The organism is Geosporobacter ferrireducens, assembly GCF_001750685.1.
Classification (GTDB): domain Bacteria; phylum Bacillota; class Clostridia; order Peptostreptococcales; family Thermotaleaceae; genus Geosporobacter; species Geosporobacter ferrireducens.
This window is the reverse complement of sequence record NZ_CP017269.1, coordinates 2,778,305-2,802,034: the sequence shown is the minus strand read 5'-3', so window position 1 is coordinate 2,802,034 and position 23,730 is coordinate 2,778,305. Positions and strand designations below refer to the sequence as shown.

The 23,730-nt window shown below is 41.6% G+C and carries 19 protein-coding genes and 3 rRNA genes; all 22 read left to right on the top strand.

The genetic code is table 11. The features are described 5' to 3' along the window. Window positions 1-157 precede the first annotated feature (157 nt). The 22 genes from Gferi_RS13130 (at window position 158) to Gferi_RS13025 (ending at window position 23,655) form a co-directional block, all read left to right on the top strand. Window positions 158-763 carry a CD3073 family putative ECF transporter S component gene (locus tag Gferi_RS13130; RefSeq protein WP_069977168.1) on the top strand — a complete coding sequence of 202 codons (606 nt, stop codon included), beginning with the start codon at window positions 158-160 and terminating at the stop codon, window positions 761-763. Then, window positions 756-1,247 (top strand): CD3072 family TudS-related putative desulfidase, encoded by a 492-nt coding sequence (locus Gferi_RS13125; RefSeq protein ID WP_069977167.1) that lies wholly within the window; start codon window positions 756-758, stop codon window positions 1,245-1,247. The genes Gferi_RS13130 and Gferi_RS13125 overlap by 8 nt, the downstream gene beginning before the upstream one ends. 422 nt (window positions 1,248-1,669) lie before the next feature. Continuing rightward, a 16S ribosomal RNA gene (locus tag Gferi_RS13120) occupies window positions 1,670-3,188 on the top strand. Between the two features lie 107 nt (window positions 3,189-3,295). Further along, window positions 3,296-6,358, top strand: a 23S ribosomal RNA gene (locus tag Gferi_RS13115). A 61-nt stretch (window positions 6,359-6,419) separates the two neighbouring features. Further along, window positions 6,420-6,536 (top strand): 5S ribosomal RNA (gene rrf, locus Gferi_RS13110). Together the 16S, 23S and 5S rRNA genes form the textbook arrangement of a ribosomal RNA operon. A gap of 188 nt (window positions 6,537-6,724) precedes the next feature. Next, window positions 6,725-7,213 carry a ferritin family protein gene (locus tag Gferi_RS13105; RefSeq protein ID WP_069977166.1) on the top strand — a complete coding sequence of 163 codons (489 nt, stop codon included), beginning with the start codon at window positions 6,725-6,727 and terminating at the stop codon, window positions 7,211-7,213. Between the two features lie 167 nt (window positions 7,214-7,380). Continuing rightward, the gene (locus tag Gferi_RS13100; protein ID WP_207645822.1) at window positions 7,381-9,414 is read left to right on the top strand and encodes a sigma 54-interacting transcriptional regulator; all 2,034 of its coding nucleotides are present in this window, start codon (window positions 7,381-7,383) and stop codon (window positions 9,412-9,414) included. A gap of 230 nt (window positions 9,415-9,644) precedes the next feature. Beyond that, complete coding sequence (dhaK, locus tag Gferi_RS13095) at window positions 9,645-10,640, top strand: dihydroxyacetone kinase subunit DhaK (protein WP_069977165.1); 996 nt, start codon at window positions 9,645-9,647, stop codon at window positions 10,638-10,640. Between the two features lie 189 nt (window positions 10,641-10,829). Continuing rightward, a complete protein-coding gene (gene dhaL, locus Gferi_RS13090) occupies window positions 10,830-11,465 on the top strand; it encodes a dihydroxyacetone kinase subunit DhaL (RefSeq protein ID WP_069977164.1) in 636 nt (211 codons plus the stop codon). 2 nt (window positions 11,466-11,467) lie between these two features. Next, on the top strand, window positions 11,468-11,860 hold the full coding sequence (gene dhaM, locus Gferi_RS13085) for a dihydroxyacetone kinase phosphoryl donor subunit DhaM (RefSeq protein WP_069977163.1): 393 nt from the start codon (window positions 11,468-11,470) through the stop codon (window positions 11,858-11,860). Between the two features lie 13 nt (window positions 11,861-11,873). After that, window positions 11,874-12,143, top strand: a complete 270-nt coding sequence (locus Gferi_RS13080; protein WP_069977162.1) for an HPr family phosphocarrier protein — start codon at window positions 11,874-11,876, stop codon at window positions 12,141-12,143. Between the two features lie 123 nt (window positions 12,144-12,266). Continuing rightward, the gene (locus Gferi_RS13075; RefSeq protein WP_069977161.1) at window positions 12,267-13,889 is read left to right on the top strand and encodes an alkaline phosphatase; all 1,623 of its coding nucleotides are present in this window, start codon (window positions 12,267-12,269) and stop codon (window positions 13,887-13,889) included. Between the two features lie 527 nt (window positions 13,890-14,416). Beyond that, complete coding sequence (locus Gferi_RS13070) at window positions 14,417-14,596, top strand: hypothetical protein (protein WP_207645821.1); 180 nt, start codon at window positions 14,417-14,419, stop codon at window positions 14,594-14,596. A gap of 215 nt (window positions 14,597-14,811) precedes the next feature. Next, the gene (locus Gferi_RS13065; RefSeq protein ID WP_069977158.1) at window positions 14,812-15,270 is read left to right on the top strand and encodes a hypothetical protein; all 459 of its coding nucleotides are present in this window, start codon (window positions 14,812-14,814) and stop codon (window positions 15,268-15,270) included. 492 nt (window positions 15,271-15,762) lie between these two features. Next, window positions 15,763-16,329 carry a glycerol-3-phosphate responsive antiterminator gene (locus tag Gferi_RS13060; RefSeq protein ID WP_069977156.1) on the top strand — a complete coding sequence of 189 codons (567 nt, stop codon included), beginning with the start codon at window positions 15,763-15,765 and terminating at the stop codon, window positions 16,327-16,329. Between the two features lie 78 nt (window positions 16,330-16,407). Next, window positions 16,408-16,782: a Lin0368 family putative glycerol transporter subunit gene (locus Gferi_RS13055; protein WP_069977154.1), complete on the top strand. Its 375-nt coding sequence runs from the start codon at window positions 16,408-16,410 to the stop codon at window positions 16,780-16,782. A gap of 37 nt (window positions 16,783-16,819) precedes the next feature. After that, window positions 16,820-17,155 (top strand): Lin0368 family putative glycerol transporter subunit, encoded by a 336-nt coding sequence (locus tag Gferi_RS13050; RefSeq protein ID WP_069977152.1) that lies wholly within the window; start codon window positions 16,820-16,822, stop codon window positions 17,153-17,155. Window positions 17,156-17,239: 84 nt separating this feature from the next. Further along, window positions 17,240-18,733, top strand: coding sequence for a glycerol kinase GlpK (gene glpK, locus Gferi_RS13045; RefSeq protein ID WP_069977150.1), 1,494 nt, complete (start codon window positions 17,240-17,242; stop codon window positions 18,731-18,733). Between the two features lie 359 nt (window positions 18,734-19,092). Next, on the top strand, window positions 19,093-20,574 hold the full coding sequence (locus Gferi_RS13040; RefSeq protein WP_069977149.1) for an NAD(P)/FAD-dependent oxidoreductase: 1,482 nt from the start codon (window positions 19,093-19,095) through the stop codon (window positions 20,572-20,574). A gap of 14 nt (window positions 20,575-20,588) precedes the next feature. Beyond that, on the top strand, window positions 20,589-21,854 hold the full coding sequence (locus Gferi_RS13035) for an NAD(P)/FAD-dependent oxidoreductase (protein WP_179948125.1): 1,266 nt from the start codon (window positions 20,589-20,591) through the stop codon (window positions 21,852-21,854). After that, window positions 21,854-22,216: a DUF1667 domain-containing protein gene (locus Gferi_RS13030; RefSeq protein ID WP_069977148.1), complete on the top strand. Its 363-nt coding sequence runs from the start codon at window positions 21,854-21,856 to the stop codon at window positions 22,214-22,216. Before Gferi_RS13035 ends, Gferi_RS13030 begins: the two co-directional genes overlap by 1 nt. Window positions 22,217-22,233: 17 nt before the next feature. Further along, window positions 22,234-23,655 (top strand): sigma-54 interaction domain-containing protein, encoded by a 1,422-nt coding sequence (locus tag Gferi_RS13025; protein WP_169832995.1) that lies wholly within the window; start codon window positions 22,234-22,236, stop codon window positions 23,653-23,655. The last annotated feature ends 75 nt before the right edge of the window (window positions 23,656-23,730 follow it).

Genomic DNA, 23,730 nt, shown 5'->3' with positions numbered 1-23,730 from the left:
TTAAAAGAGGGTTTCGGGGAGAAAATAAAAAGTGAAAAAAATTATATAATAGGACATTTCTATTGCAATCGTTTTGTCTATAGAAAAACTCAATTTTTTTATTTTTTATAAGGAGAATATAATTAATGATGATAGTAAATAAGGGGGGGTATTTATCATGAAAAATTCAGTGTTTTCATCAACGAATGCCATGGTTATGGCTGCGCTAGGGATTGTTATTAATATTGTTTTTGGTACAGTTGTACAAACGCTGCAAATTCCACTGCTTTTTTTAGATACGATCGGAACCATATTTGTTGCAGCAATATTTGGTCCATGGGCTGGTGCGCTTACAGGAGGGTTAAGCAATATTATACAAAGTATGATTACCAATCCCAAAAACTTGCCTTTTGCTGTTGTAAACATTGCCATAGGTATTATCGTTGGTTTTGCAGCAAAGCGGTGGAAGTTTGACTTAAAGGTTGCAGGGATTACAGGTCTTATACTGTCTGTCATAGCACCTTTAATCGGAACACCGATTGTTGTATGGGTATACGGAGGGTTAACTGGTGGTGGTACAGATTTAATCTTTGCATGGCTATTAAACAGTGGACAAAAAATATTTACCGCAGCTTTTATTCCTAGAATTTATGGGAACTTTGTTGATAAGATTGGCAGTTGTCTCTTAGTAGCGGTTTTAATCCAAAAACTGCCAAAGGAGCTATTAAAAGGACAGACTACAAAGAGAGATATGGAAGAGGATGAGATCACAAAAGATGCATAGAAAAAAAAGAATACTCTTTACCGCCCACTGTATTCTCAATCAGAACGCGGTTATTCGAGGGTGGGAACGGGCAAAGGGTGGGTTTAATGGAATCATACAAATTATTTTAGAAAATAATATTGCCATTGTGCAGCTGCCTTGTCCAGAGTTTACATTTTTGGGTGAAAACCGGCCGCCAATGACAAAGCAGGAATATGATACAGAAGGATATCGAAAACATAGTCGAGAGATCTTAGAAATCATTCTGAAACAGTTTGGAGAATATATAACCCAGGGATATAGTATCGTAGGGATTCTTGGTATTGAAGGAAGTCCATCCTGTGATACATTAAGAGAAAAAGGGGTTTTTATGGAAGAACTGTTGGAAATGCTAGCAAAGCAAGGCATTTATGTTAAGACCTTTGATGTTCCTGAGGATTATTTGGAGGGAAAAGATCATTACATATTGAAGGAGTTCGAGGAATTTATCCATCAGCAAGTTTAAAAATTTTTCGTAGGGGCAGGCCTTGTGTCTGCCCGCTTAGCTTTCATAACAACAAAATAAGGTAAGGATTTTCCTAGGGGCGGCAGGGGAGATGTGGTAGGATATAACAGTTGACCAAAGTCTATGTCCATGGTAAGATAGTTCTTGTCGTCACCGCAAAGAATTAGAAAAAACTGGTGGTTGACGGGAGCGCAAGAAGATGATAAAATATTACTTGTCGTTACCGAAAGAAAGGTACTAAAAACTACCAAAAAAAACGGTGTTGACATAAGATGAGAAATATGATAATATGTTTAAGTCGGTGTCGCTAAGGCGCCAAAGCAAATTGGTCTTTGAAAACTAAACAGTGTAAGAATTAAAGCCAGCAAATATAGCGCGCAAGCGCAAACCCGTTCAATATAATTTGAACGAAGCGAGCATTTTTATTTGAGAGTTTGATCCTGGCTCAGGATGAACGCTGGCGGCGTGCCTAACACATGCAAGTCGAGCGGGGTTGTGGAGTAGCTTGCTACGAAGCAATCTAGCGGCGGACGGGTGAGTAACGCGTGGGCAACCTGCCCTATACAGGGGGATAACACACCGAAAGGTGTGCTAATACCCCATAACACCGATGCTTCGCATGGAGAGTCGGTCAAAGATTTATCGGTATAGGATGGGCCCGCGTCTGATTAGCTAGTTGGTGAGGTAAAGGCTCACCAAGGCGACGATCAGTAGCCGACCTGAGAGGGTGATCGGCCACACTGGAACTGAGACACGGTCCAGACTCCTACGGGAGGCAGCAGTGGGGAATATTGCACAATGGGGGAAACCCTGATGCAGCAACGCCGCGTGAGCGATGAAGGCTTTCGGGTCGTAAAGCTCTGTCCTAAGGGAAGAAGAATGACGGTACCTTAGGAGGAAGCCCCGGCTAACTACGTGCCAGCAGCCGCGGTAATACGTAGGGGGCAAGCGTTATCCGGAATCACTGGGCGTAAAGGGTGCGTAGGCGGCCGATAAAGTCTGGGGTGAAAGGCTACGGCTTAACCGTAGTAAGCCTTGGAAACTTATTGGCTTGAGTGCAGGAGAGGTAAGTGGAATTCCTAGTGTAGCGGTGAAATGCGTAGATATTAGGAGGAACACCAGTGGCGAAGGCGACTTACTGGACTGTAACTGACGCTGAGGCACGAAAGCGTGGGGAGCGAACAGGATTAGATACCCTGGTAGTCCACGCCGTAAACGATGAGTGCTAGGTGTCGGGGGCGACAGCCCTCGGTGCCGCAGCTAACGCATTAAGCACTCCGCCTGGGGAGTACGCTCGCAAGAGTGAAACTCAAAGGAATTGACGGGGACCCGCACAAGCAGCGGAGCATGTGGTTTAATTCGAAGCAACGCGAAGAACCTTACCAGGACTTGACATCCTCCGCATTAGCCGTAACGGGTGAAATCCCTTCGGGGACGGAGAGACAGGTGGTGCATGGTTGTCGTCAGCTCGTGTCGTGAGATGTTGGGTTAAGTCCCGCAACGAGCGCAACCCTTGTCTTTAGTTGCCAGCAGGTGAAGCTGGGCACTCTAGAGAGACTGCCGGGGATAACTCGGAGGAAGGTGGGGATGACGTCAAATCATCATGCCCCTTATGTTCTGGGCTACACACGTGCTACAATGGCTGGTACAACGGGAAGCGAAGGAGTAATCCGGAGCAAATCCTAAAAGCCAGTCTCAGTTCGGATTGTGGGCTGCAACTCGCCCACATGAAGCTGGAGTTGCTAGTAATCGTGGATCAGAATGCCGCGGTGAATGCGTTCCCGGGTCTTGTACACACCGCCCGTCACACCATGGGAGCTCAGGGCACCCGAAGTCAGTGGGCTAACCGCAAGGAAGCAGCTGCCGAAGGTGAAATGAGTGACTGGGGTGAAGTCGTAACAAGGTAGCCGTATCGGAAGGTGCGGCTGGATCACCTCCTTTCTAAGGAGCTAAGGCTTTTTCTTACACTGTCTAGTTTTGAGAGACTAATGTCTTTCAAATGTACCTTGAAAACTGAACAATGAAGAGAGAATCAAAATACAATTTCTGGTCAAGTTATAAAGAGCATAGGGCGAATGCCTTGGCACCAGGAGCCGAAGAAGGACGCGGTAAGCTGCGATAAGCCTCGGGAAGCCGCAAGCAGGCATTGATCCGGGGATTTCCGAATGGGGGAACCCAGCTGGGGTAATACCCAGTTACCCACTACTCAATCCATAGGTAGTGAGGAGGCATACCAGGGGAACTGAAACATCTAAGTACCCTGAGGAAGAGAAAGAAAACTCGATTCCCTAAGTAGCGGCGAGCGAAAGGGGATTAGCCCAAACCAAGAAGATTTCTTCTTGGGGTTGCGGATATACTCGTTAAGAGATGGCAGTTGTAGTCGAAGCGGTCTGGAAAGGCCCACCATAGGAGGTAAGAGTCCTGTAGATGAAACGACTAAAGTCTTGAGTATACTCCAGAGTACCACGAGACACGTGAAACCTTGTGGGAAGCAGGGGGGACCACCCCCCAAGGCTAAATACTACCTGGTGACCGATAGCGTATAGTACCGTGAGGGAAAGGTGAAAAGAACCCCGGGAGGGGAGTGAAAGAGAACCTGAAACCCTATGTTTACAAGCAGTGAAAGTCCTTTATATGGACGATCGCGTACTTTTTGTAGAACGGGCCAACGAGTTACGGTATGCAGCAAGGTTAAGCTGTTATGCAGCGGAGCCGCAGCGAAAGCGAGTCTTAAGAGGGCGATACAGTTGCATGCCGTAGACCCGAAACCGGGTGACCTATCCATGAGCAGGATGAAGCGGAAGTAAAATTTCGTGGAGGTCCGAACCCATGTCTGTTGAAAAAGGCTGGGATGACTTGTGGATAGCGGAGAAATTCCAATCGAACCCGGAGATAGCTGGTTCTCCCCGAAATAGCTTTAGGGCTAGCCTCAAATGAAGAGATGCGGAGGTAGAGCACTGAATAGCCTAGGGGCCCTCACCGGTTACCAAAGCTTATCAAACTCCGAATGCCGTATTCTTATATTTGGGAGTCAGACTACGTGAGATAAGTTTCGTGGTCAAAAGGGAAACAGCCCAGACCGTCAGCTAAGGTCCCAAAGTACAGGTTAAGTGGAAAAGGATGTGGGATTGCACAGACAACTAGGATGTTGGCTTAGAAGCAGCCACTCATTTAAAGAGTGCGTAATAGCTCACTAGTCGAGTGATCCTGCGCCAAAGATGTCCGGGGCTCAAACCTGTCACCGAAGCTACGGCTTGATGTAGAACCAATAGTATTCTTTAGGAAAATCCCTAACGGGATGAAGGACATCTTCGCGAAAGATTTCGAGCTTACCTAAAAGAGCGAGAAAACTTACGCCAAGATCCAAAAAGCTAAAACCTAGAGGGTAGTACTGGTTCTACATCAGGGGTAGGGGAGCATTGTATGCGGGTAGAAGTCACACCGTAAGGAGTGGTGGACTGCATACAAGAGAGAATGTTGGCATGAGTAGCGAGAGGTGGGTGAGAATCCCACCCGTCGAAAACCTAAGGTTTCCTGAGGAAGGTTCGTCCGCTCAGGGTTAGTCGGGACCTAAGCCGAGGACGAAAGTCGTAGGCGATGGACAACAGGTTGAAATTCCTGTACCACCGAAGATTGTTTGAGCAATGGGGTGACACAGGAGGATAGGTCATGCGCACCGTTGGTCGTGTGCGTCTAAGCCCGTAGGGAGTTAGGATAGGCAAATCCGTTCTAACAATCCTAAAAGGTGATGGGGAGTGAAATTTAAGTAGCGAACTGACTGATTCCACACTGTCAAGAAAAGCCTCTAGTTAGATCTAGGTGCCCGTACCGCAAACCGACACAGGTAGGTGAGGAGAGAATCCTAAGACGAGCGAGAGAACTATTGTTAAGGAACTCGGCAAAATGACCCCGTAACTTCGGGAGAAGGGGTGCCACGGTAGGGTGTTAAAGCTCGAGGTGGCCGCAGAGAATAGGCCCAAGCGACTGTTTAACAAAAACACAGGTCTCTGCTAAGTCGAAAGACGATGTATAGGGGCTGACGCCTGCCCGGTGCTGGAAGGTTAAGGGGACGTGTTAACCGCAAGGTGAAGCACTGAACTTAAGCCCCAGTAAACGGCGGCCGTAACTATAACGGTCCTAAGGTAGCGAAATTCCTTGTCGGGTAAGTTCCGACCCGCACGAAAGGCGTAACGATTTGGGCACTGTCTCAACAATAGACTCGGTGAAATTGTAGTACCAGTGAAGATGCTGGTTACCCGCAGCAGGACGGAAAGACCCCGTGGAGCTTTACTGTAGCCTGACACTGGATTTTGGTATTGCATGTACAGGATAGGTGGGAGACTTGGAAGCTTGGACGCCAGTCTAGGTGGAGTCAACCTTGGGATACCACTCTTGTAATACTGGAGTTCTAACCATAAGCCGTGAATCCGGCTTTGGGACACTGTCAGGTGGGCAGTTTGACTGGGGCGGTCGCCTCCCAAAAAGTAACGGAGGCGCCCAAAGGTTCCCTCAGCGCGGTTGGAAATCGCGCGTAGAGTGTAAAGGCAGAAGGGAGCTTGATTGCGAGACGTACAGGTCGAGCAAGGACGAAAGTCGGGCTTAGTGATCCGGTGGTTCCGAGTGGAAGGGCCATCGCTCAACGGATAAAAGCTACCCCGGGGATAACAGGCTTATCTCCCCCAAGAGTCCACATCGACGGGGAGGTTTGGCACCTCGATGTCGGCTCGTCTCATCCTGGGGCTGTAGTAGGTCCCAAGGGTTGGGCTGTTCGCCCATTAAAGAGGCACGCGAGCTGGGTTCAGAACGTCGTGAGACAGTTCGGTCCCTATCCGCTGTGGGCGCAGGAAATTTGAGAGGAGCTGTCCTTAGTACGAGAGGACCGGGATGGACGTACCTCTGGTGTATCAGTTGTTCCGCCAGGAGCACGGCTGAGTAGCTATGTACGGACGGGATAAGCGCTGAAGGCATCTAAGCGCGAAGCCCCCCTCAAGATTAGATTTCCCATCCGCAAGGAGTAAGACCCCAGATAGACTATCTGGTTGATAGGTCGGAGGTGTAAGGGCAGTAATGTCTTCAGCTGACCGATACTAATAGGTCGAGGACTTGACCAAATGTATTTTCTCTAACTTCATGGTTCAGTTTTGAAGGTATATGCCTTCTAACTTCATAAAATCCAGTGACTACAGCGAAGGGGTCACACCTGTTCCCATACCGAACACAGCAGTTAAGCCCTTCAGCGCTGATGGTACTTAGGCGGAAGCGCCTTGGGAGAGTAGGTCGTTGCTGGTTTTAAAAAACCTCAGAAGATTTTCTTCTGAGGTTTTTGTATTTGCTGATTTTAAATATGGCAGCGGGGAAAAGTATTCTTTCAGATCCCTTAGATTTTTATTTTTTGTTTTCATGAATACACCATACATGTGTTTTAGATAGAAATTTGGGTAAGAATGATAAAGATAGAAATTATAGGGAGGGATAAGATGTTTGATGCATTAACACCATTATCGGCAGCTGTAATTGCACAGGCTATTGAGAAGAAGGGATATAGATTTTATGAGAAGGCCGTAGAAGCTTTTAAAGTGCCAGTAATTCAGAATTTATTTATTACCCTTAGAGATCAAGAAAAAAAGCATTATGAACTTTTTAGCGAGTTGTATAATGATTTGATCGAGAAAGGGGAGCGAGAACTCAGTGAAGATGAAAAAAATCTAATTGTGCAAAAAGCGAATATTGATGCCTTTTTCTTGAACATGGGAGATATTACAGGAGTAAAAGAACCGGAAGATGTACTTAAAAATGGTATTGTAGCAGAGCAGAAAAGTATAGAGTTTTATAATGGAATTAAGGATAAGTATGGCAGTAAAAAGGCAAAAGAAATTTTCGATACGATTATCCTGGAAGAACAACAGCATGAGCAAAATTTAACAGATATGCTGAAGCTGGTGGAAGAGAGAGGATTATATTATTAAACTGTGGTTTGACCACGGTTTTTTATTGTAAATTTTTAGTACATCAGTCGTGATTCTTTGTTCTTTTAGGAAAAATGAGATATAATGAAGAAAATTATATAAGAATTGAGAAAAACAGGCATAAAGCATCAGGATGAAATTATTGGCGTAAAGGTGGGGAGAAGATATTGGAACATAGAATGAATGTGATCATCCATAACTACAAGGGAATTCATGCAAGAATTGCAGCTATGATTGTCTTTCGGGCCAATCAGATTAACAATCAATATGGTGTTTATATGTTTATTCAAAAGAAAAGTGGTAAGCAGAAAATTCCTATTACCAGTATGGTAGCCCTTACTTCTTTAGGAGTCAAGTCTGGGGATGAAGTGACCTTGCTTTGTCAAGGCGAAAAGGGGGCGGAGGCATTACAGGAAATGACCCAATACCTGTCAGGACAAATAGAAATAGACAAAGCAAATATTGATGAAATGGATACCATTATCGAAAATGCTACCTTGACCAGTGAAAAAATCTTCGAAAGTTTATCTAATGGGTTGGTCGTAGTAGATGAAAATAACAATATAACGACATTCAATCGAGCTGCGGAGATCATCACTGGTTTAAAGCGCGAAAATGTGATCGGAAAAAAGGCCCAGGAGGTTCTAGAGGACTCTAAACTTCATGTGGTTCTAAAAACAGGACAAGAAGTAAAGGGCGCCAGACAAAAAATCGGTAAGACTACAATTATTACCAATAGAACGCCTGTAATTGTAGAAGATAAAATTGTAGGAGCAGTAGCTATTTTTCAAGATATATCAGAAATAGACCGTCTTTCTAGTGCATTAGAATCCGTGAAGGAACTAAAAGAGAGGTTTCACAATATATTAGAGCATGCTCATGATGCCATATCTATGGTAGATGATCAAGGTATTATTACCTATGTAAATCCGGCCTTTGAGGAAATGTGGCAAGTACAGCGTCAGGAAATCCTGGGAAAAAACATATCTGATACTTTTGCCCAAGATGTAGGCATTGAAGTATTAAAAAGTGGAAAAAAGAAGCTGGGTGCTAGAATTCAAAAAGAAGATGGTACAAAAATAATTTCCAATGCCTCGCCGATTTTTATTAATGGAATGATGAAGGGGGTTGTGGCTACCTCAAAGGAAGTAACGGAGCTTCAAAAAATGATGGAAAAGCTGGAGGCAGCAGAGGCAAAGGTAAAGTATTTTCAGGAAGAACTATATCGTAAAGATAAATTTGATGAGGCATTTCAGCGGATCATTGGAAAAAGCGGATCGCTGCGAGAGATTTTGACGATTGCTTCAAAGGCAGCAAAAACTTCTTCTACCGTATTAATCCGGGGAGAAAGTGGTACAGGAAAAGAGCTGCTGGCTAGGGCAATTCATCAAACTAGTGAGAAGAAAAACAAACCTTTTATTCGTGTAAATTGTGCCGCTATACCCGAAAGTCTTTTGGAGTCAGAGCTTTTTGGCCATGAAAAGGGAGCCTTTACGGGTGCCATTCGAAGGAAATTAGGAAAATTTGAATTAGCTAATCATGGTACGATTTTTCTTGATGAAATTGGGGATATTAGTCGTGATATGCAGGTAAAACTCTTAAGAGTACTGCAGGAACGGGAGTTTGAAAGAGTAGGAGGTTTAGAGACCATAAAATGCAGTGTTAGAGTAGTTGCAGCTACGAATAAAAATCTGGAACAGGCTATGCTGCAGGGGAGCTTTCGGGAGGATTTATATTACCGTCTAAATGTAATTCCCATTACACTGCCCCCCCTACGGGATCGTAAAGGAGATATTCCCCTGTTGGCAGAACATTTCATTGAAAAGATTAGTAAAAGAGAAAACATGACAGTTAAAGGGATCTCGAAGAATGTATTGGGACTTTTAGAGGCATATCATTGGCCAGGGAATATTAGAGAATTAGAAAATATTATTGAAAGAGCATTGGCCTTAGGAGAGGGAGAGTTACTGGATGAAGATGCACTGCCCGGTTATCTTAAGTCAGAGAATACTCCGAAGACAGTAGAGTTGGTTAATTTAGTGAATGGAGAAGTCATGAGCATGGCGGCTTATGAAAAACAAATTATCCAAAAAGCACTACAAAAACATAAATCCTTTAATCGTGCAGGAAAGGCCTTAGGATTGGCTCATCGCACCATTGCATTAAAAGCTCGAAAATATAATCTCATATCCGAAGAATAGAAGTTGATAAATTTTATCAACTTCTATTCTTTTTTTAATAAAAACTGTCAAGTAAAAAAATAACAATATGGAATTTTCAAACGATTTGATTTGGCATCATTTTTGCTATATTAATAATTAATAATGTTGGTCATGCTAAGGCTTGTCTATGCATAGAATAGTGTTGAGCAAAAGCATGCTAATGTTGTGCCGAAAAATTAAAATAAATTAACCGAAAAGGGGGAATTTTTATGAAAAAATTAATCAACAATCCAGAATTTGTAGTAGAAGAAATGTTAGAAGGCGTTGTAAAAGCACATCCCAAATATGTAAAGAAGCTTGATGGATTCAATGTGCTGGTACGTGCCAATTCACCAATACAAGGCAAAGTTGCTTTGGTCAGTGGCGGCGGCAGCGGACATGAACCTTCTCATGGAGGATTTGTAGGAAAAGGAATGTTGGATGGCGCTGTAGCAGGTGCAGTTTTCACTTCTCCTACACCAGACCAAGTTTTTGAAGCCGTGAAGGCTGTAAATGGGGGTGCAGGGGTCTTATTAGTAGTTAAGAACTATACAGGAGATATTATGAACTTTGAGATGGCAGCAGAAATGGCTGCAATGGAAGATATTCAAGTTGCCAGTGTTGTTGTAAATGATGATGTTGCGGTAGAAAATAGTACATGGACAACCGGAAGAAGAGGAATTGCCGGAACCGTATTCGTACACAAAATTGCTGGTGCTGCTGCGGAAAAAGGAAAGAATTTAGACGAAGTGAAGGCGGTAGCTGAAAAAGTTATCGAAAATGTACGGTCTATGGGTATGTCACTAACTCCTTGTACAGTTCCTGCAGCTGGAAAACCAAGCTTTGAGCTGGCAGAAAATGAAATGGAAATGGGTTTGGGTATCCATGGAGAACCGGGAACTTTTAAAGATGTTATTAAGCCTGCAGATGAAATTGCAGAGCATTTGGTAGAAAAAATTCTAGCAGATATTGATTATAGCGGCAGTGAAGTAGCTGTGATGATTAATGGTTTAGGCGGGACTCCATTGATGGAACTTTATATCATGAACAGAAAAGTTAGTAATCTATTGGAAGAAAAGGGAATTAAGGTCTATAAGACATTGGTTGGAAACTACATGACTTCATTAGAAATGGCTGGGGGTTCTGTAAGCATCCTAAAGCTTGATGATGAATTAAAAGAGCTATTAGATGCTACTGCTGATACACCTGCATTTGTACAAATATAAAGTAATGAGAGTAGGAATAGAGAAATTCTCTATTCCTACTCTTTTCAATCGTTAGCCGATGGGGAACAAGCATGGGTTCATCTAAAATAAGTTGTAGTGTAAATACCCTTCGGCTAACGGCTAAAAAATTAAAAGTATAGGATAGATAGCTTATTGCTAGAAAATCAATAATAGGGGAAGGTGCAGAAGATGATTCATCGAGATCAGTTACTAAAAATAATAGAAGAAATCACAATGGTAATCGGAACCAATAAACAGTTTTTAACGGATCTAGATCAGGCAATTGGAGACGGAGATCATGGTATAAACTTGGATCGGGGTTTTCGTGCCATTAAGGACAAGGTTGAAGCAGTGAAAGATAGGGATTGTGGTACCATATTAAAAACCGTAGCTATGGGTCTAATCTCAACGGTTGGTGGTGCTTCGGGACCGCTCTATGGGACTGCTTTTATGAAAGCAGGTCAAGTTGTGGCCAATAAGATGGAAATCAGTCCAGAAGATGCTGTAAAAATAATGGATGAGGCTATTCAAGGTATTATGGCAAGAGGAAAGGCCGCACAAGGAGATAAGACAATGCTAGATGCATTAATTCCTGCTCATGAGGCACTTAAAGCTTCCGTGGAAAGCGGAGAAGCTTTAATCAGTGCGATAGCGAAAGCTGTAGAAGCAGCAGAAGGCGGTGTAGCTTTTACGAAGACCATCGCAGCAAAGAAAGGGAGAGCCAATTATCTTGGAGACAGAAGCATTGGGCATCAAGACCCAGGTGCTACTTCAAGCTATCTCATGCTAAAGGCGATTTCTGATGTGTTAGTGAGGGAGGCCTAGATATGGTAGGATTAGTTATTGTTTCTCATAGCTACGAAATAGCAAAAGGGGTAAAGGAATTGAGTATGCAAATGATTCAAAGTGATATCAAAATCGTTGATGCAGGTGGAATGAGTGATAGAGAAATTGGAACAGATCCCAATAAGATAAGGGATGCGATTCTTGAAGCTGACACTGGAGATGGTGTCGTAGTCCTGGTGGATTTAGGCAGTGCGATTATGAGTTCTGAGATGGCTATAGAGTTTTTAGATATGGATCAACAGGGAAGAATTTTAATCGCAGACGCTCCAGTGGTTGAAGGGGCCATTGCAGCAGCGGTTCAGGCTTCCGTAGGAGGAACCCTACAACAAGTAAAGGATACAGCAGAGGAATGTAGAAATACAAGCAAATTATAGAAAGGATGAAACCATGCTAGAACGATATTTGCAAGTACTAAACAAAGAAGGGTTTCATGCAAGACCAGCTACTGCACTGATTAAAGAAGCAAGTAAGTTTAAGAGTAATATTGAAGTTGAATACAACGGAAGATTAGTAAGTTGTAAAAGTATTATTTCTCTGATGACCTTAAAGGCAAAACAGGGGGATCAAATAAAGGTATATGTCTATGGAGAAGATGAAGCTGCTGCCATGGATTCAGTAGTGGCTTTGTTTGAAAATCGATTTGGAGATAAGGAATAGTGCATATTTTGCTTTAAACTATTCAGAGATGGGGGTTTCTGAGTAGTTTTGGGATAGAGTAGATAATATTTAAAAAGGAGGGTAGCAGAGTTATAGAATGAAAAAATTACAGGGGGTATGAATATGTTAAATAACAAAAAAAGACTATCATTGCTTTTAGTTGTACTCTTATTAATTATGACGTTAAGTACCGTGGGGGTACAAGCCAACGAGAAAGCGGAGATCAAAAATGTTATTCTTCTGATTCCTGACGGCATGAATATTACCAGTACAACACTAGCTAGATGGTATAATGGGGGTGGTCCATTGGCTATGGATGAAATGGCCTGTGGGCTAATAAGAACATATTCAGCTGATGCAGCCATTGCAGACTCAGCACCTGCAGGCACAGCGATGGCTACAGGATTTAAGTCTCATACAGGATTTATATCTGTATTACCAGATGTGGCAGATATGCCAGGACAAAAGCCTATTGCAGCAGGAGATGAAAGAAAGCCTGTAGCTACAGTATTAGAGGCAGCAAAGCTTGCAGGTAAAGCGACAGGAATTGTTGCTACTTCAAATATTCAACATGCAACACCTGCAGACTTCACAGCTCATTATCCAGACAGAAATAAATATGAAATTTTAGGAGAGCAGCAAGTTTATGCTGAAATAGATGTAGTTTTAGGTGGAGGAAAAAAATATCTAGTGAAAGAAGGACGAAGCGATCAGGAAGATATGATTGCTGAAATAAAGAGATTGGGTTATGACTATGTTACAACCCCTACAGAATTAGCTGATGCTAAGGGTAATAAGTTATGGGGAATGTTTGCAGATGATGCTATGAGCTATGATTTTGACAGAGATCCTGAGAAGGAGCCAAGTTTAGCAGAGATGACAGAAAAAGCCATTGAAGTATTGTCTAAGAAACAAAAAGGATTCTTCCTAATGGTAGAGGGCAGTAAGATCGACTGGGCAAATCATGCGAATGATCCTATTGGAACCATCAGCGATGTATTAGCCTTTGACCAAGCCGTAAAAGTAGCTTTAGATTTTGCGAAGGAAAATAAAGAAACTATAGTAATTGTTGCTCCTGACCATGGAACCGGCGGATTGAGTATCGGCAATTGGGATACAAATAAAAACTATGATAACCTACCACTCTCTACCTTCATCGATCCTTTGAAGAAAGCGAAACTGACAGGAGAGGGCGTTGAATCGAAACTCAATGCAGATAAGAGCAATGTGGTAGAAGTCATGAAGGAATACTATGGCATTGATGATCTAACAGAAGAAGAGATAACTGCTATTCAAGCTGCAGCAAAAACGAAGCTAAACTATGCTGTTGGAAAAATGATCAGCAAGAGAGCTTTCTTAGGCTGGACAACAGAAGGTCATACAGGTGAAGAAGTTGCACTATATGTATATAGTCCGAACCGTGAAAGATTAACTGGAGTTGTTGAAAATACAGATATTGCAAAATACATTGAAAGTGTTCTTAAATTAAATTTAAAAGAATCCAACGAAAAGCTGTTTATTGCAGCACAGGCTGCTTTTAAGGCAAAAGGAGCAACAGTAAGCTTAGATGAATCCGATAAAGAAAACCCTGTACTGACTGTTACAAAAGACAAGATAGAGTTAAAGTTTCCTGCATTTAAAAATATTGTTATCAAAAACGGTCAATCTATAAAGATGAAAGGATTAACCATCTTTAATGGTGAAGTTTTCTACGTACCAAAAGAAGCAGTGGATATGATTCAATAAGAAGAACCATAAAGTAAAATAAAGGATTTGCCTCTCTAGGGACTGTAAATTAAAGGAGAGGCAAATCCACTATTATTCGTATTCAAAATTTTATTGGCGTATAGGTCTGTGACTGTAAAATTTAATTTTACTCGGGACGACACGAGACCGTCCCCTACAATACCTGATTTTCGTAGGGGCAGGCCTTGTGTCTGCCCGTTATATGTTTGCGAGGCATGTTGCCGAGCCGATGGTTTGAAAGATAACCTGTCACCTAGCTAATGGGAAGACAAGCTGTAAGCAAGGGCGTTTTCGGCGACGAAAGGGTCTGAAGGAAGCTGATGGCGGTTGTTGGAACGAAACGTAAGTGAACCAGTGGTGGCATATGTAGCGGATAACCCTCCATATAATGGGAACGTCCTAAAATTAGCTGAGCTACATGTGTTATGATGGTCGTTTTAACAGCAGGCGGAGCAACTTAACCTTGGAAGTGCTGTACTCGAAGCTGTAGGTTTCACCTACAAGCGAAAGCAAGAGGTGATATGAGGGTGCAGTATGCAGATGAAGCCGTAGTAGTGACAAAACCTAAGCCAATGAAAGGAAGTAATTCCATGGAGGGGAAAACTCAGGTGACATATTACAGGGTTGATATGGCTATCGTAGGTCAAAAGTTTACGATAGATGCGAAGGGCGGAAGAGATTTCAAAGTGTATCAGAAGGAATTTTAAGTAAGGGTAAAGATGTTAAAAGAAGGCTGAGATGCTGGAAGGTACGAATAGTTGGCATAAGAAAACTTGCGAACGATCTTGACGACATAGATATGAAGTAATTAGGAGAATAAAGATAAGATTGCCATAGAGCTAGAGACGTCTTGTAAACCTAGTGAAGAACATATAGCCTAAACAAAGGATACTGGAAGATACAGCAACAAAGGAGGGAAATCATGAAGAAATGGTACAGCCTTATCGATAAAATCTATCGACAAGAAAATTTAGAACTAGCCTTTAAGAGAGTCAAAAGAAACAATGGAGCTCCTGGGATAGATGGAGAAACTGTTTCTGATTTTGGCGCTATGGCAGAACTAAACATTAAGTTTCTTCATGAAGAACTAAAAACCAACAAATATGAGCCTAGTCCAGTAAGAAGAGTAGAGATCGAAAAGCCAGATGGTGGAATAAGATTGAGAATGGTGAAAATGAAACAATGGAAAACATACAAGGCAATGCATAAAGAAATGAGAAGGTTGGGAATCAAAGGGAATGGTTTAAAGATGGCGGTAGCCAAGTGGAAGAATTCCAATGCCCGTATTATACATCAGATACTGCCTAAGCAGTACTTTGATGAACTTGGCCTCATTGACATACAAAAATATGAAGTTGGATTGTTGTCGAATTACTATTAGTTCGGTGAGAAATTTCAGGAGCCGGATACGGCAAACGTAAGTCCGGTTCTGTGAGAGCAAAGAAAACAGGACTAATTATCCTGTTTTCTAGCTACTCGATTTCCAGCACTGCTAACAGATCATCTTCTATCTGTTGAAATCAGAAAAATAACGAGCATAAATTAGGATTTTCAATCGCATAGCTATAAGACAAAAAATTATACATTCGGCAAAGAATTAAGATAAAAAATTATCTTAATATTTCGATAAATTACAGTAAAATCCCAATATCAAGTAAAAGGATTTTCATAATCAATATAGAATACTAATGAAAATGGAGTATGTTGAATAATTGTAATGATTGATACTTTTTACCAAGCATAAAAAGAAAAGAAGGCCGTTTATGGGAAAAAGTATCAGAGCCGGGTTCTGATAAAGCTGGGAAATTAGAATATTTAGACTATTTTTGTTTGGCACGAATATTGCATTGTTTTTCTGTGGAGGTTGAGTTAAATGGGAAATAAATTTTACAGCAAGATTCAAGCAAATCCGATTGTTGCGGCAGTAAAAGATATAAGCAAGTTAGAATCAGCCATTCGATCTCCCAGTGAAATCATGTTTTTACTTGCAGGGAATATTTTCAATCTAAAAAGTATCGTAGATAGGGTTAAAAATGAAGACATGTTCATATATATCCATATAGATTTAATGGAGGGATTTTCAAAGGATGCCGTAGCACTAAAATATATTAATGAAAACATAAAACCCGATGGAATTATAACGACTAAAAGCAATCTAATCAAGATAGCTAAGGATCTAGACATTTTTGCTATTCAAAGACTTTTTATTCTAGATTCGCTCTCTTTAGAAACCGGTATCAAGGCCATTCATGCTACAAAGCCTGATGCGATTGAAATACTGCCTGGAATCATGCCAAAGGTGATCAAAACCATCCATCAAGAAACAAGGATTCCTGTCATTGCTGGAGGATTAATCAAGGATAAAGAGGATGTGATTGAAAGCTTAAAGGCAGGTGCCATGGGCATTTCTACAACCCGAGAAGAGGTATGGTACTTTTAGTCTACTGTTTTTACCGCAAAAGGTAAACGTTTACCTTTTGCGTAAAATAATACTTTTAAATCTATAGGGGGTGAAAGAATGAAAATGTTCAGATCAATTGTAGGTTTTGCCATCGCTGGTATGTTTGTTATGAGCGTATGGGGAGCATTTGCTGGAGCTTATGGTATTGCAGGTGGATGGTTTGCAGGTTTTATAATCATCAGTATCATGTGGTTCTTAAATCACTTTATTGGAATCATTGATAATCCAGGCGCATTCGTAGATATGGCTATGGGTATTGCGATCTGCGGTACATTAAGACCTGTTTTCTCAGCAGGTTCTATTACACCGTTAATCGAATCTTTACCTACACTAATTATCGTGATTCTAGGTGGTATGACAGGCGGTATCGTAGCAGTTATGTTCCAAAATGATTTAGCAAAGAAATCTGAAGAAGTAAAAGAAGAGGCATAAAAAATTAAAATATTAGGAAGTGAAAGGAGGTTACAATATGACACCTGGATTGATGATAGCAACTTTTGTTGGCGGTTTTATATTTCCATTTCTAATTAGTATGTGCTGGGGTAGATTGGTAGAAGCTTTTGGACCAGCGGGTGGATGGTTTGCAGCAGCATTTATCGTTGGCACAACTTGGACACTAAATCATGGCGTAGGATTGATTTACCAATCAGGCGGTGCTTGGATTGATATGGCATGGGCAGCAGCTTTCGGATTATTGGCAGGAGCTGTTTATTCTGGGGCGAGCCTCAGTAAAGCAATGCCTACAATCGTTTCCGCAGCAATTGGAGGAACATTAGGTGCTTTAATTTTATCCTTTGTTCTATAGTTATTTCAGAATGCACTGACAACATGGCAAATTACAAGGTTTTTTTAAATAATAAACATCTCTTAGATGAAGGGGGCAATAAACATGGGTAAATATATTTTGGCATTAGATCAAGGTACAACAAGTTCAAGAGCAATCATTTTTGATAATAACGGAAAGAGTGTAGGTGTAGCACAAAAAGAGTTTACACAAATTTATCCTAAGCCAGGCTGGGTTGAGCATGATGCAATGGAAATTTGGGGAACTCAAAGCGGTGTTGCTAGAGAAGTTTTAGAAAAAGCTGGTATTAGACCACAGGATATTGCTGCCATCGGTATTACTAACCAAAGAGAAACAACGGTTGTTTGGGATAAAAACACCGGAAAACCTGTATACAATGCTATCGTATGGCAGTGTAGAAGAACTGCAAGCATCTGTGACGAATTAAAAGCAAAAGGCTGCGAGCCATATATCCGTGAAAATACAGGCCTTGTAGTAGATGCTTATTTCTCCGGTACAAAGGTGAAATGGATCCTTGACAACGTAGAAGGAGCTAGAGAAAAGGCTGAAAATGGCGAATTGTTATTCGGAAATATCGATACTTGGTTAATCTGGAACTTAACAAGAGGAAAAGTGCATGTTACAGATTACTCCAACGCATCCAGAACGATGCTATATAACATTAAGGAGCTTAAATGGGATGAAACAATCCTTAAGGAACTAGGAATTCCTGTTTCTATGCTTCCAGAAGTAAAACCATCCAGTTGTGTATATGGTGTAACTGACCCACAAACTTTTGGTGGTGCAGAAATTCCTATCGCAGGAGACGCTGGAGACCAGCAGGCAGCATTGTTTGGTCAGGCTTGCTTCGAGCCAGGTATGGCAAAGAATACTTATGGAACAGGTTGCTTCATGCTAATGAATACAGGCGATAAGCTTGTACCGTCCAATAACGGGTTATTAACGACGATTGCCTGGGGCGTAGGTGACAAGGTTGAGTACGCATTAGAAGGAAGTATCTTCGTAGCAGGTGCTTCTGTACAATGGTTGAGAGACGAATTAAAATTAATAGACTCTGCAGCCGCCAGTGAAGAATTGGCTACAGCAGTAGAAGATACAAATGGCGTATATGTAGTTCCTGGCTTCGTAGGTATGGGTGCTCCATATTGGGATATGTATGCCAGAGGAACGATCGTAGGCTTGACACGTGGTGCTAATAGAAATCATATCGTAAGGGCTACTTTAGAGTCTATCGCATATCAAACAAGAGATGTATTGGAAGCGATGCAAGAAGATTCTGGTATCAACCTGCAAGCATTAAAGGTTGACGGTGGTGCGGTTGCAAATAACTTCTTAATGCAGTTCCAGTCTGATATCCTAGGTGTGCCGGTAGACAGACCGGAAGTAACAGAAACTACTGCTTTAGGTGCAGCTTATCTAGCTGGTTTAGCAGTGGGCTACTGGGATGATAAACAAGAAATTGCCAAGAAGTGGAACGTAGACAGAACCTTTACTCCAGCAATGGAAGGCGAAGCAAAAGAGAAGAAATACAGTGGCTGGAAGAGAGCGGTTGATAGAGCGCTTAAGTGGGAAGAATAAGTATTATAAAATAGCCTAATCATCAATTGTGGGGCTCAAGCATCAAGAACATAGGCTTGGGCTCCGCAGTTTTTATGCAAGTAGGAAAAAGTTTTCATACAAAGGGAAAATGTTTGCTTTACAAATAAGTTAAAGATATAGTATAATAATAAAAAGTGAATATTATGAGAGCTTGAGAAACGGAGAGCTGCACAAGTTAACCTATGGAAAGATAGGGTTTACTTAGTGCGGTTTTTTTATGTCCTAAACAAATATTTTAATATTCTGAAAAAACTAAGAAAATTTTTAAAAATTTTAATATAGATGGATTTCATGGATGAAAGATTAAAACTCAACAAATATTCCAAGGGGGAATGAGTATGTATGATGTAGCAATAATCGGTGCCGGAATCAGTGGTACTTGTATTGCAAGAGAGTTATCAAAATATAATGTAAAGGCTGTACTGATCGATAAGGATACAGACATATCCAATGGAACGACGAAGGCCAATAGTGCGATTGTTCATGCGGGCTATGATGCCAAGCCAGGTACACTAAAGGCAAAGTTTAATGTACTGGGAAATGCGATGTTTGACCAACTATGTGAAGAATTACAGGTGCCATTTAAAAGAATTGGTTCTTTTGTTGTAGCTTTCAACGAAGAAGAAATGAAAACGCTTCAAGAACTATATGAAAAAGGATTAAAAAATGGCGTACCCGATATGGAGATTATACCGAGAGAGCAAGTGCTTGCCATGGAGCCAAATTTGAGTCCTGAAATTGTAGGTGCATTGTATGCAAAAACCGGTGGGATTGTAGGACCTTGGGAGTTAGCTATTGCAGCAGCGGAAAATGCAGCGGACAATGGGGTGGAAATCAGGCTAGAGAGCCAAGTAACCAATATCGAAAAAATTGAGGGTGGGTATCGGATCTTTATAGATGAAGAACAGTTGGATGCGAAGTATGTGATTAACTGTGCGGGCCTTTATGCAGATGAAATTCACAACATGGTAGCAACACCTTCTTTTAAGATCCTTCCAAGAAGAGGACAATACAATATTTTTGATAAAAGTGTAGGAAATTTTGTGAATAAGGTGGTTTTTCCTTGTCCCAATGAATTTGGTAAAGGTGTATTGGTTGCACCAACAGTACATGGAAACCTACTGGTAGGGCCGGATGCTGAGGATTTGGATGACAAAAAAGCATTGAATACAACTATAAAGGGATTAAGCTTCATACGGGAACATTCTGTAAGATCTGCAGAAAAGGTGCCTTTTAATGCCATCATTACAGCCTTTGCAGGACTTCGGGCAAGGCCGAATACAGGAGATTTTATTATAGAAGAGCTTCAGGAAGCTAAGGGTTTTATCGACGTAGCAGGAATTGAGTCTCCAGGATTAACTGCTGCCCCGGCGATCGCTGTATATGTGGTCGAAATGCTTCAGCAGATAGGCAGCTTTGAGAAAAAAAATGATTTTAATCCAACACGGAGAGATGTTGTACACTTTATGGATTTATCTAATGAAGAAAAAGCAGCTATGATTCAGAAAGATCCTCGATACGGAAGAATTATTTGTCGCTGTGAAAACATTACTGAGGGAGAAATTGTGGATGTAATCAAGCGTAGTGCAGGAGCTAGAACAGTAGATGGTGTCAAACGACGGGCAAGACCGGGAAGTGGCAGATGCCAAGGGGGCTTCTGTGGACCCAGAGTAATGGAAATTCTTGCGAGAGAAATGAATATAGAGATCGTAGAGGTAGTGAAAGACAGCAGAGCATCTTATATATTAACAGGGCCTACGAAGGAAGCGGCGATCCTAGAGGAGACGATGGAATCTGTGGCAGCTTCGAAAGAACAATAAATGGGGGTGAGTATATGTTGAAATATGATATTGTGGTAATCGGCGGAGGACCCGCTGGGCTGGCAGCGGCTATTGAAGCAAAGAAAAATGGTGTAGATCATATTCTTGTTTTAGAAAGGGATAGAGAACTGGGTGGAATACTGCAGCAATGTATTCATAACGGCTTTGGACTTCATATTTTCAAGGAGGAGTTAACAGGGCCTGAATATGCACAGCGATTTATAGAAGAACTCCATGACTTAGGTATTGATTATAGATTAGATACGATGGTATTGGATATACAAGATGACAGAAGTATAAATGCCATTAATACGACTGATGGATTTATGCAGATTCAAGCAGCGGCCATCATTTTATCCATGGGATGCAGAGAAAGAACCCGAGGGGCTATCAATATCCCAGGTACAAGGCCTGCAGGTGTTTATAGCGCGGGAACGGCCCAAAGGTTTGTAAATATGGAAGGCTATATGGTAGGAAAGAAGATAGTTATCCTGGGTTCCGGGGATATCGGACTGATTATGGCCAGAAGACTTACGCTGGAAGGTGCAGAGGTTAAGGCTGTTGCAGAGTTGATGCCTTACTCCGGAGGATTGACGAGAAATATCGTACAGTGTCTGGAGGATTTTGACATACCACTCTATTTGAGCCATACGCTGATTGATATTCAAGGAAAAGATAGAGTAGAAGGGGTTACCATCGCAAAAGTAGATGAAAATAGAAGACCTATTGCGGGAACGGAAATGTATTATGAATGCGATACTTTGTTGCTTTCTGTAGGATTGATTCCGGAGAATGAGTTATCAAAGAGTGCGGGAATCCAACTAGATGGCATTACAGGAGGGCCTGTTGTTAATGAGGCCATGGAAACAAGCGTTGAAGGAATATTTGCCTGTGGCAATGTAGTTCACGTCCATGACTTAGTGGACTGGGTGACAGAAGAGAGTCGAAAAGCAGGAAAAAACGCTGCGCGATACGTTAAGAAAGAATTGACGACGGAGGGTATTACTGTAAAGACACAGCCAGGTAAAGGCATTCGCTATATCGTGCCTCATACTCTTCGGTTAAATAACATAGAAGACAGCGTCGATTTAATGATGCGCGTAGATGATATTTATCATGATGTAAAAATGATCGTCAGCGTTGATGGAGAGCCAATTAAAACGATGAAGAAAAGACACTTGGCACCGGGAGAAATGGAATCTGTTAAAGTGTCTCTAAAAGAGTTAATAGACCGTAAAGGTGCGGTTATTTCCGTAGCCATTGAAAAGGAGGGGGCATAATGGAAAAAAGAGATATGGTCTGTATTGTTTGTCCGATGGGATGCCGTCTCACCCTAAAGGAAGATGCAACACAGCCGGGCGGCTATGAAATCATCGGAAATCAATGTAAAAGAGGAATAGAGTATGCCATTAAGGAAACGACAAATCCTACAAGAACGATTACGACAACCGTAAAAATAAAAAATGCATTATTAAATAGAATTCCAGTAAGAACAGATCAATCTATTGCAAAAAATAAAATATTTGAGTGCATGCGGCAACTGGATCTAGTGGAAGTTACTGGTCCTGTGAAAATGGGTGAGGTTATTGTTGAAAATATTCTTGGTACAGGAGTCAATATCATAGCATCGAGAAGTATGTAATGAACGGAGGGATGAAGGTGAGGGTTGCAGCTGTTACTAACTTAGGCACAAAAAAACGGATGGGGGTAAAGGACCATCTAGAATTGCGATTTGAGCAGGTTTTTGACAATATGCAGGATGGTGTATGTATCATCAATGAACTTGGTAATATCCAATATATGAACGATATTTATATAAAGATGTTTAGAGTTAGTAACCCCGCGGAGATAGGGAAGAGTATTTTTCAAACAGCACATGATGATGTGATTTTAACTGCCTATAGAGAAAAAAGACCTGTCAAAGGAAATCTCAGCGGGCATTACGGTATATATTTAATTAGCGTTGCTGCTTCACCCATATTTCATAACGATGTGTTTAAAGGTGTGATGGCTATTTATAGAGAAGAACTATCTTCAGAAAAAGGAAAGAAAAAAGAGACGGTTATAGAATTGTCTATTCCAAAGGAAGCTGCTCAACAAGAATCACTAAATACCATCTTTCAGCAGATTGTTGGAAAAAGTAAAGTTATGGAAAGGGCTTTGTTGATTGCACAAAAAGCTTCTAAAACCTCTTCTACCGTATTGATCCGCGGAGAGAGTGGAACAGGGAAAGAACTGGTTGCAAAGGCCATCCATTATTCCAGTGATCGTTGTAATAGGCCGTTTATAAAGGTTAACTGTGGTGCAATTCCCGGAAACTTGTTGGAATCAGAATTGTTTGGTCATGAACAGGGTGCCTTTACGGGAGCCATTCGCAAAAAAATCGGTAAATTTGAACAGGCTAGTACAGGTACAATCTTTCTTGATGAAATCGGAGATATGCCAATGGAAATGCAGGTCAAGCTTCTGAGAGTGCTGCAAGAGAAGGAATTCGAACGGGTTGGAGGAGAAGAAACCCTTCGCTGTGATGTTCGGATTGTGGCAGCAACCAATCGAAACTTAGAGGAGCTGATTGAAAAAGGCGATTTTCGAGAAGATTTGTATTACCGGCTCAATGTAATTCCTATCTATCTTCCGGCGCTTAAAGAACGGCGGGAAGATATACCGATATTGGTGAGACACTTCTTAGACAAAATCAACAGCAAGTTGGGAAAGAATGTTCAACAAATTGCTGAGGAAGTGGAAGAGGCATTTCTTTATTATGATTGGCCAGGAAATATACGGGAATTGGAGAACCTGATGGAGCGATTGATTGCCTTAGTAGATGGAGATTGTATTGAATTAAAAGATATCCCTTCCCATATTTCAAACCTTTATACAGTCCATTACTCTGAAGAAAATCAAAGCAGCCTAATCAATATGGATTGGAAAGGAGATCTGGCTACCTTAGAGGAGTATGAAAAAGAGATTATTCAATATGCTATTAAGCGTTTCGGCAGTTTCAACGCCGCAGGCAAAGCTCTTGGCGTAACCCATAAAACCGTAGCCTTTAAAGCACGAAAATATAAGATTATAGAGTAAGTTTGAAATCCTTAGAGCCATATAGAGATAATTCTCTAAGTGGCTCTTTTTAAAACCTTCATAAGAATTGCTGCT

What these genes read in the sequence shown, in the direction of transcription:
- Gferi_RS13130 (WP_069977168.1), top strand. Translation starts at nt 158, where the DNA reads ATGAAAAATTCAGTGTTTTCATCAACGAATGCCATGGTTATGGCTGCG.
- Gferi_RS13125 (WP_069977167.1), top strand. Translation starts at nt 756, where the DNA reads ATGCATAGAAAAAAAAGAATACTCTTTACCGCCCACTGTATTCTCAAT.
- Gferi_RS13105 (WP_069977166.1), top strand. Translation starts at nt 6,725, where the DNA reads ATGTTTGATGCATTAACACCATTATCGGCAGCTGTAATTGCACAGGCT.
- dhaK (WP_069977165.1), top strand. Translation starts at nt 9,645, where the DNA reads ATGAAAAAATTAATCAACAATCCAGAATTTGTAGTAGAAGAAATGTTA.
- dhaL (WP_069977164.1), top strand. Translation starts at nt 10,830, where the DNA reads ATGATTCATCGAGATCAGTTACTAAAAATAATAGAAGAAATCACAATG.
- dhaM (WP_069977163.1), top strand. Translation starts at nt 11,468, where the DNA reads ATGGTAGGATTAGTTATTGTTTCTCATAGCTACGAAATAGCAAAAGGG.
- Gferi_RS13080 (WP_069977162.1), top strand. Translation starts at nt 11,874, where the DNA reads ATGCTAGAACGATATTTGCAAGTACTAAACAAAGAAGGGTTTCATGCA.
- Gferi_RS13075 (WP_069977161.1), top strand. Translation starts at nt 12,267, where the DNA reads ATGTTAAATAACAAAAAAAGACTATCATTGCTTTTAGTTGTACTCTTA.
- Gferi_RS13065 (WP_069977158.1), top strand. Translation starts at nt 14,812, where the DNA reads ATGAAGAAATGGTACAGCCTTATCGATAAAATCTATCGACAAGAAAAT.
- Gferi_RS13060 (WP_069977156.1), top strand. Translation starts at nt 15,763, where the DNA reads ATGGGAAATAAATTTTACAGCAAGATTCAAGCAAATCCGATTGTTGCG.
- Gferi_RS13055 (WP_069977154.1), top strand. Translation starts at nt 16,408, where the DNA reads ATGAAAATGTTCAGATCAATTGTAGGTTTTGCCATCGCTGGTATGTTT.
- Gferi_RS13050 (WP_069977152.1), top strand. Translation starts at nt 16,820, where the DNA reads ATGACACCTGGATTGATGATAGCAACTTTTGTTGGCGGTTTTATATTT.
- glpK (WP_069977150.1), top strand. Translation starts at nt 17,240, where the DNA reads ATGGGTAAATATATTTTGGCATTAGATCAAGGTACAACAAGTTCAAGA.
- Gferi_RS13040 (WP_069977149.1), top strand. Translation starts at nt 19,093, where the DNA reads ATGTATGATGTAGCAATAATCGGTGCCGGAATCAGTGGTACTTGTATT.
- Gferi_RS13035 (WP_179948125.1), top strand. Translation starts at nt 20,589, where the DNA reads ATGTTGAAATATGATATTGTGGTAATCGGCGGAGGACCCGCTGGGCTG.
- Gferi_RS13030 (WP_069977148.1), top strand. Translation starts at nt 21,854, where the DNA reads ATGGAAAAAAGAGATATGGTCTGTATTGTTTGTCCGATGGGATGCCGT.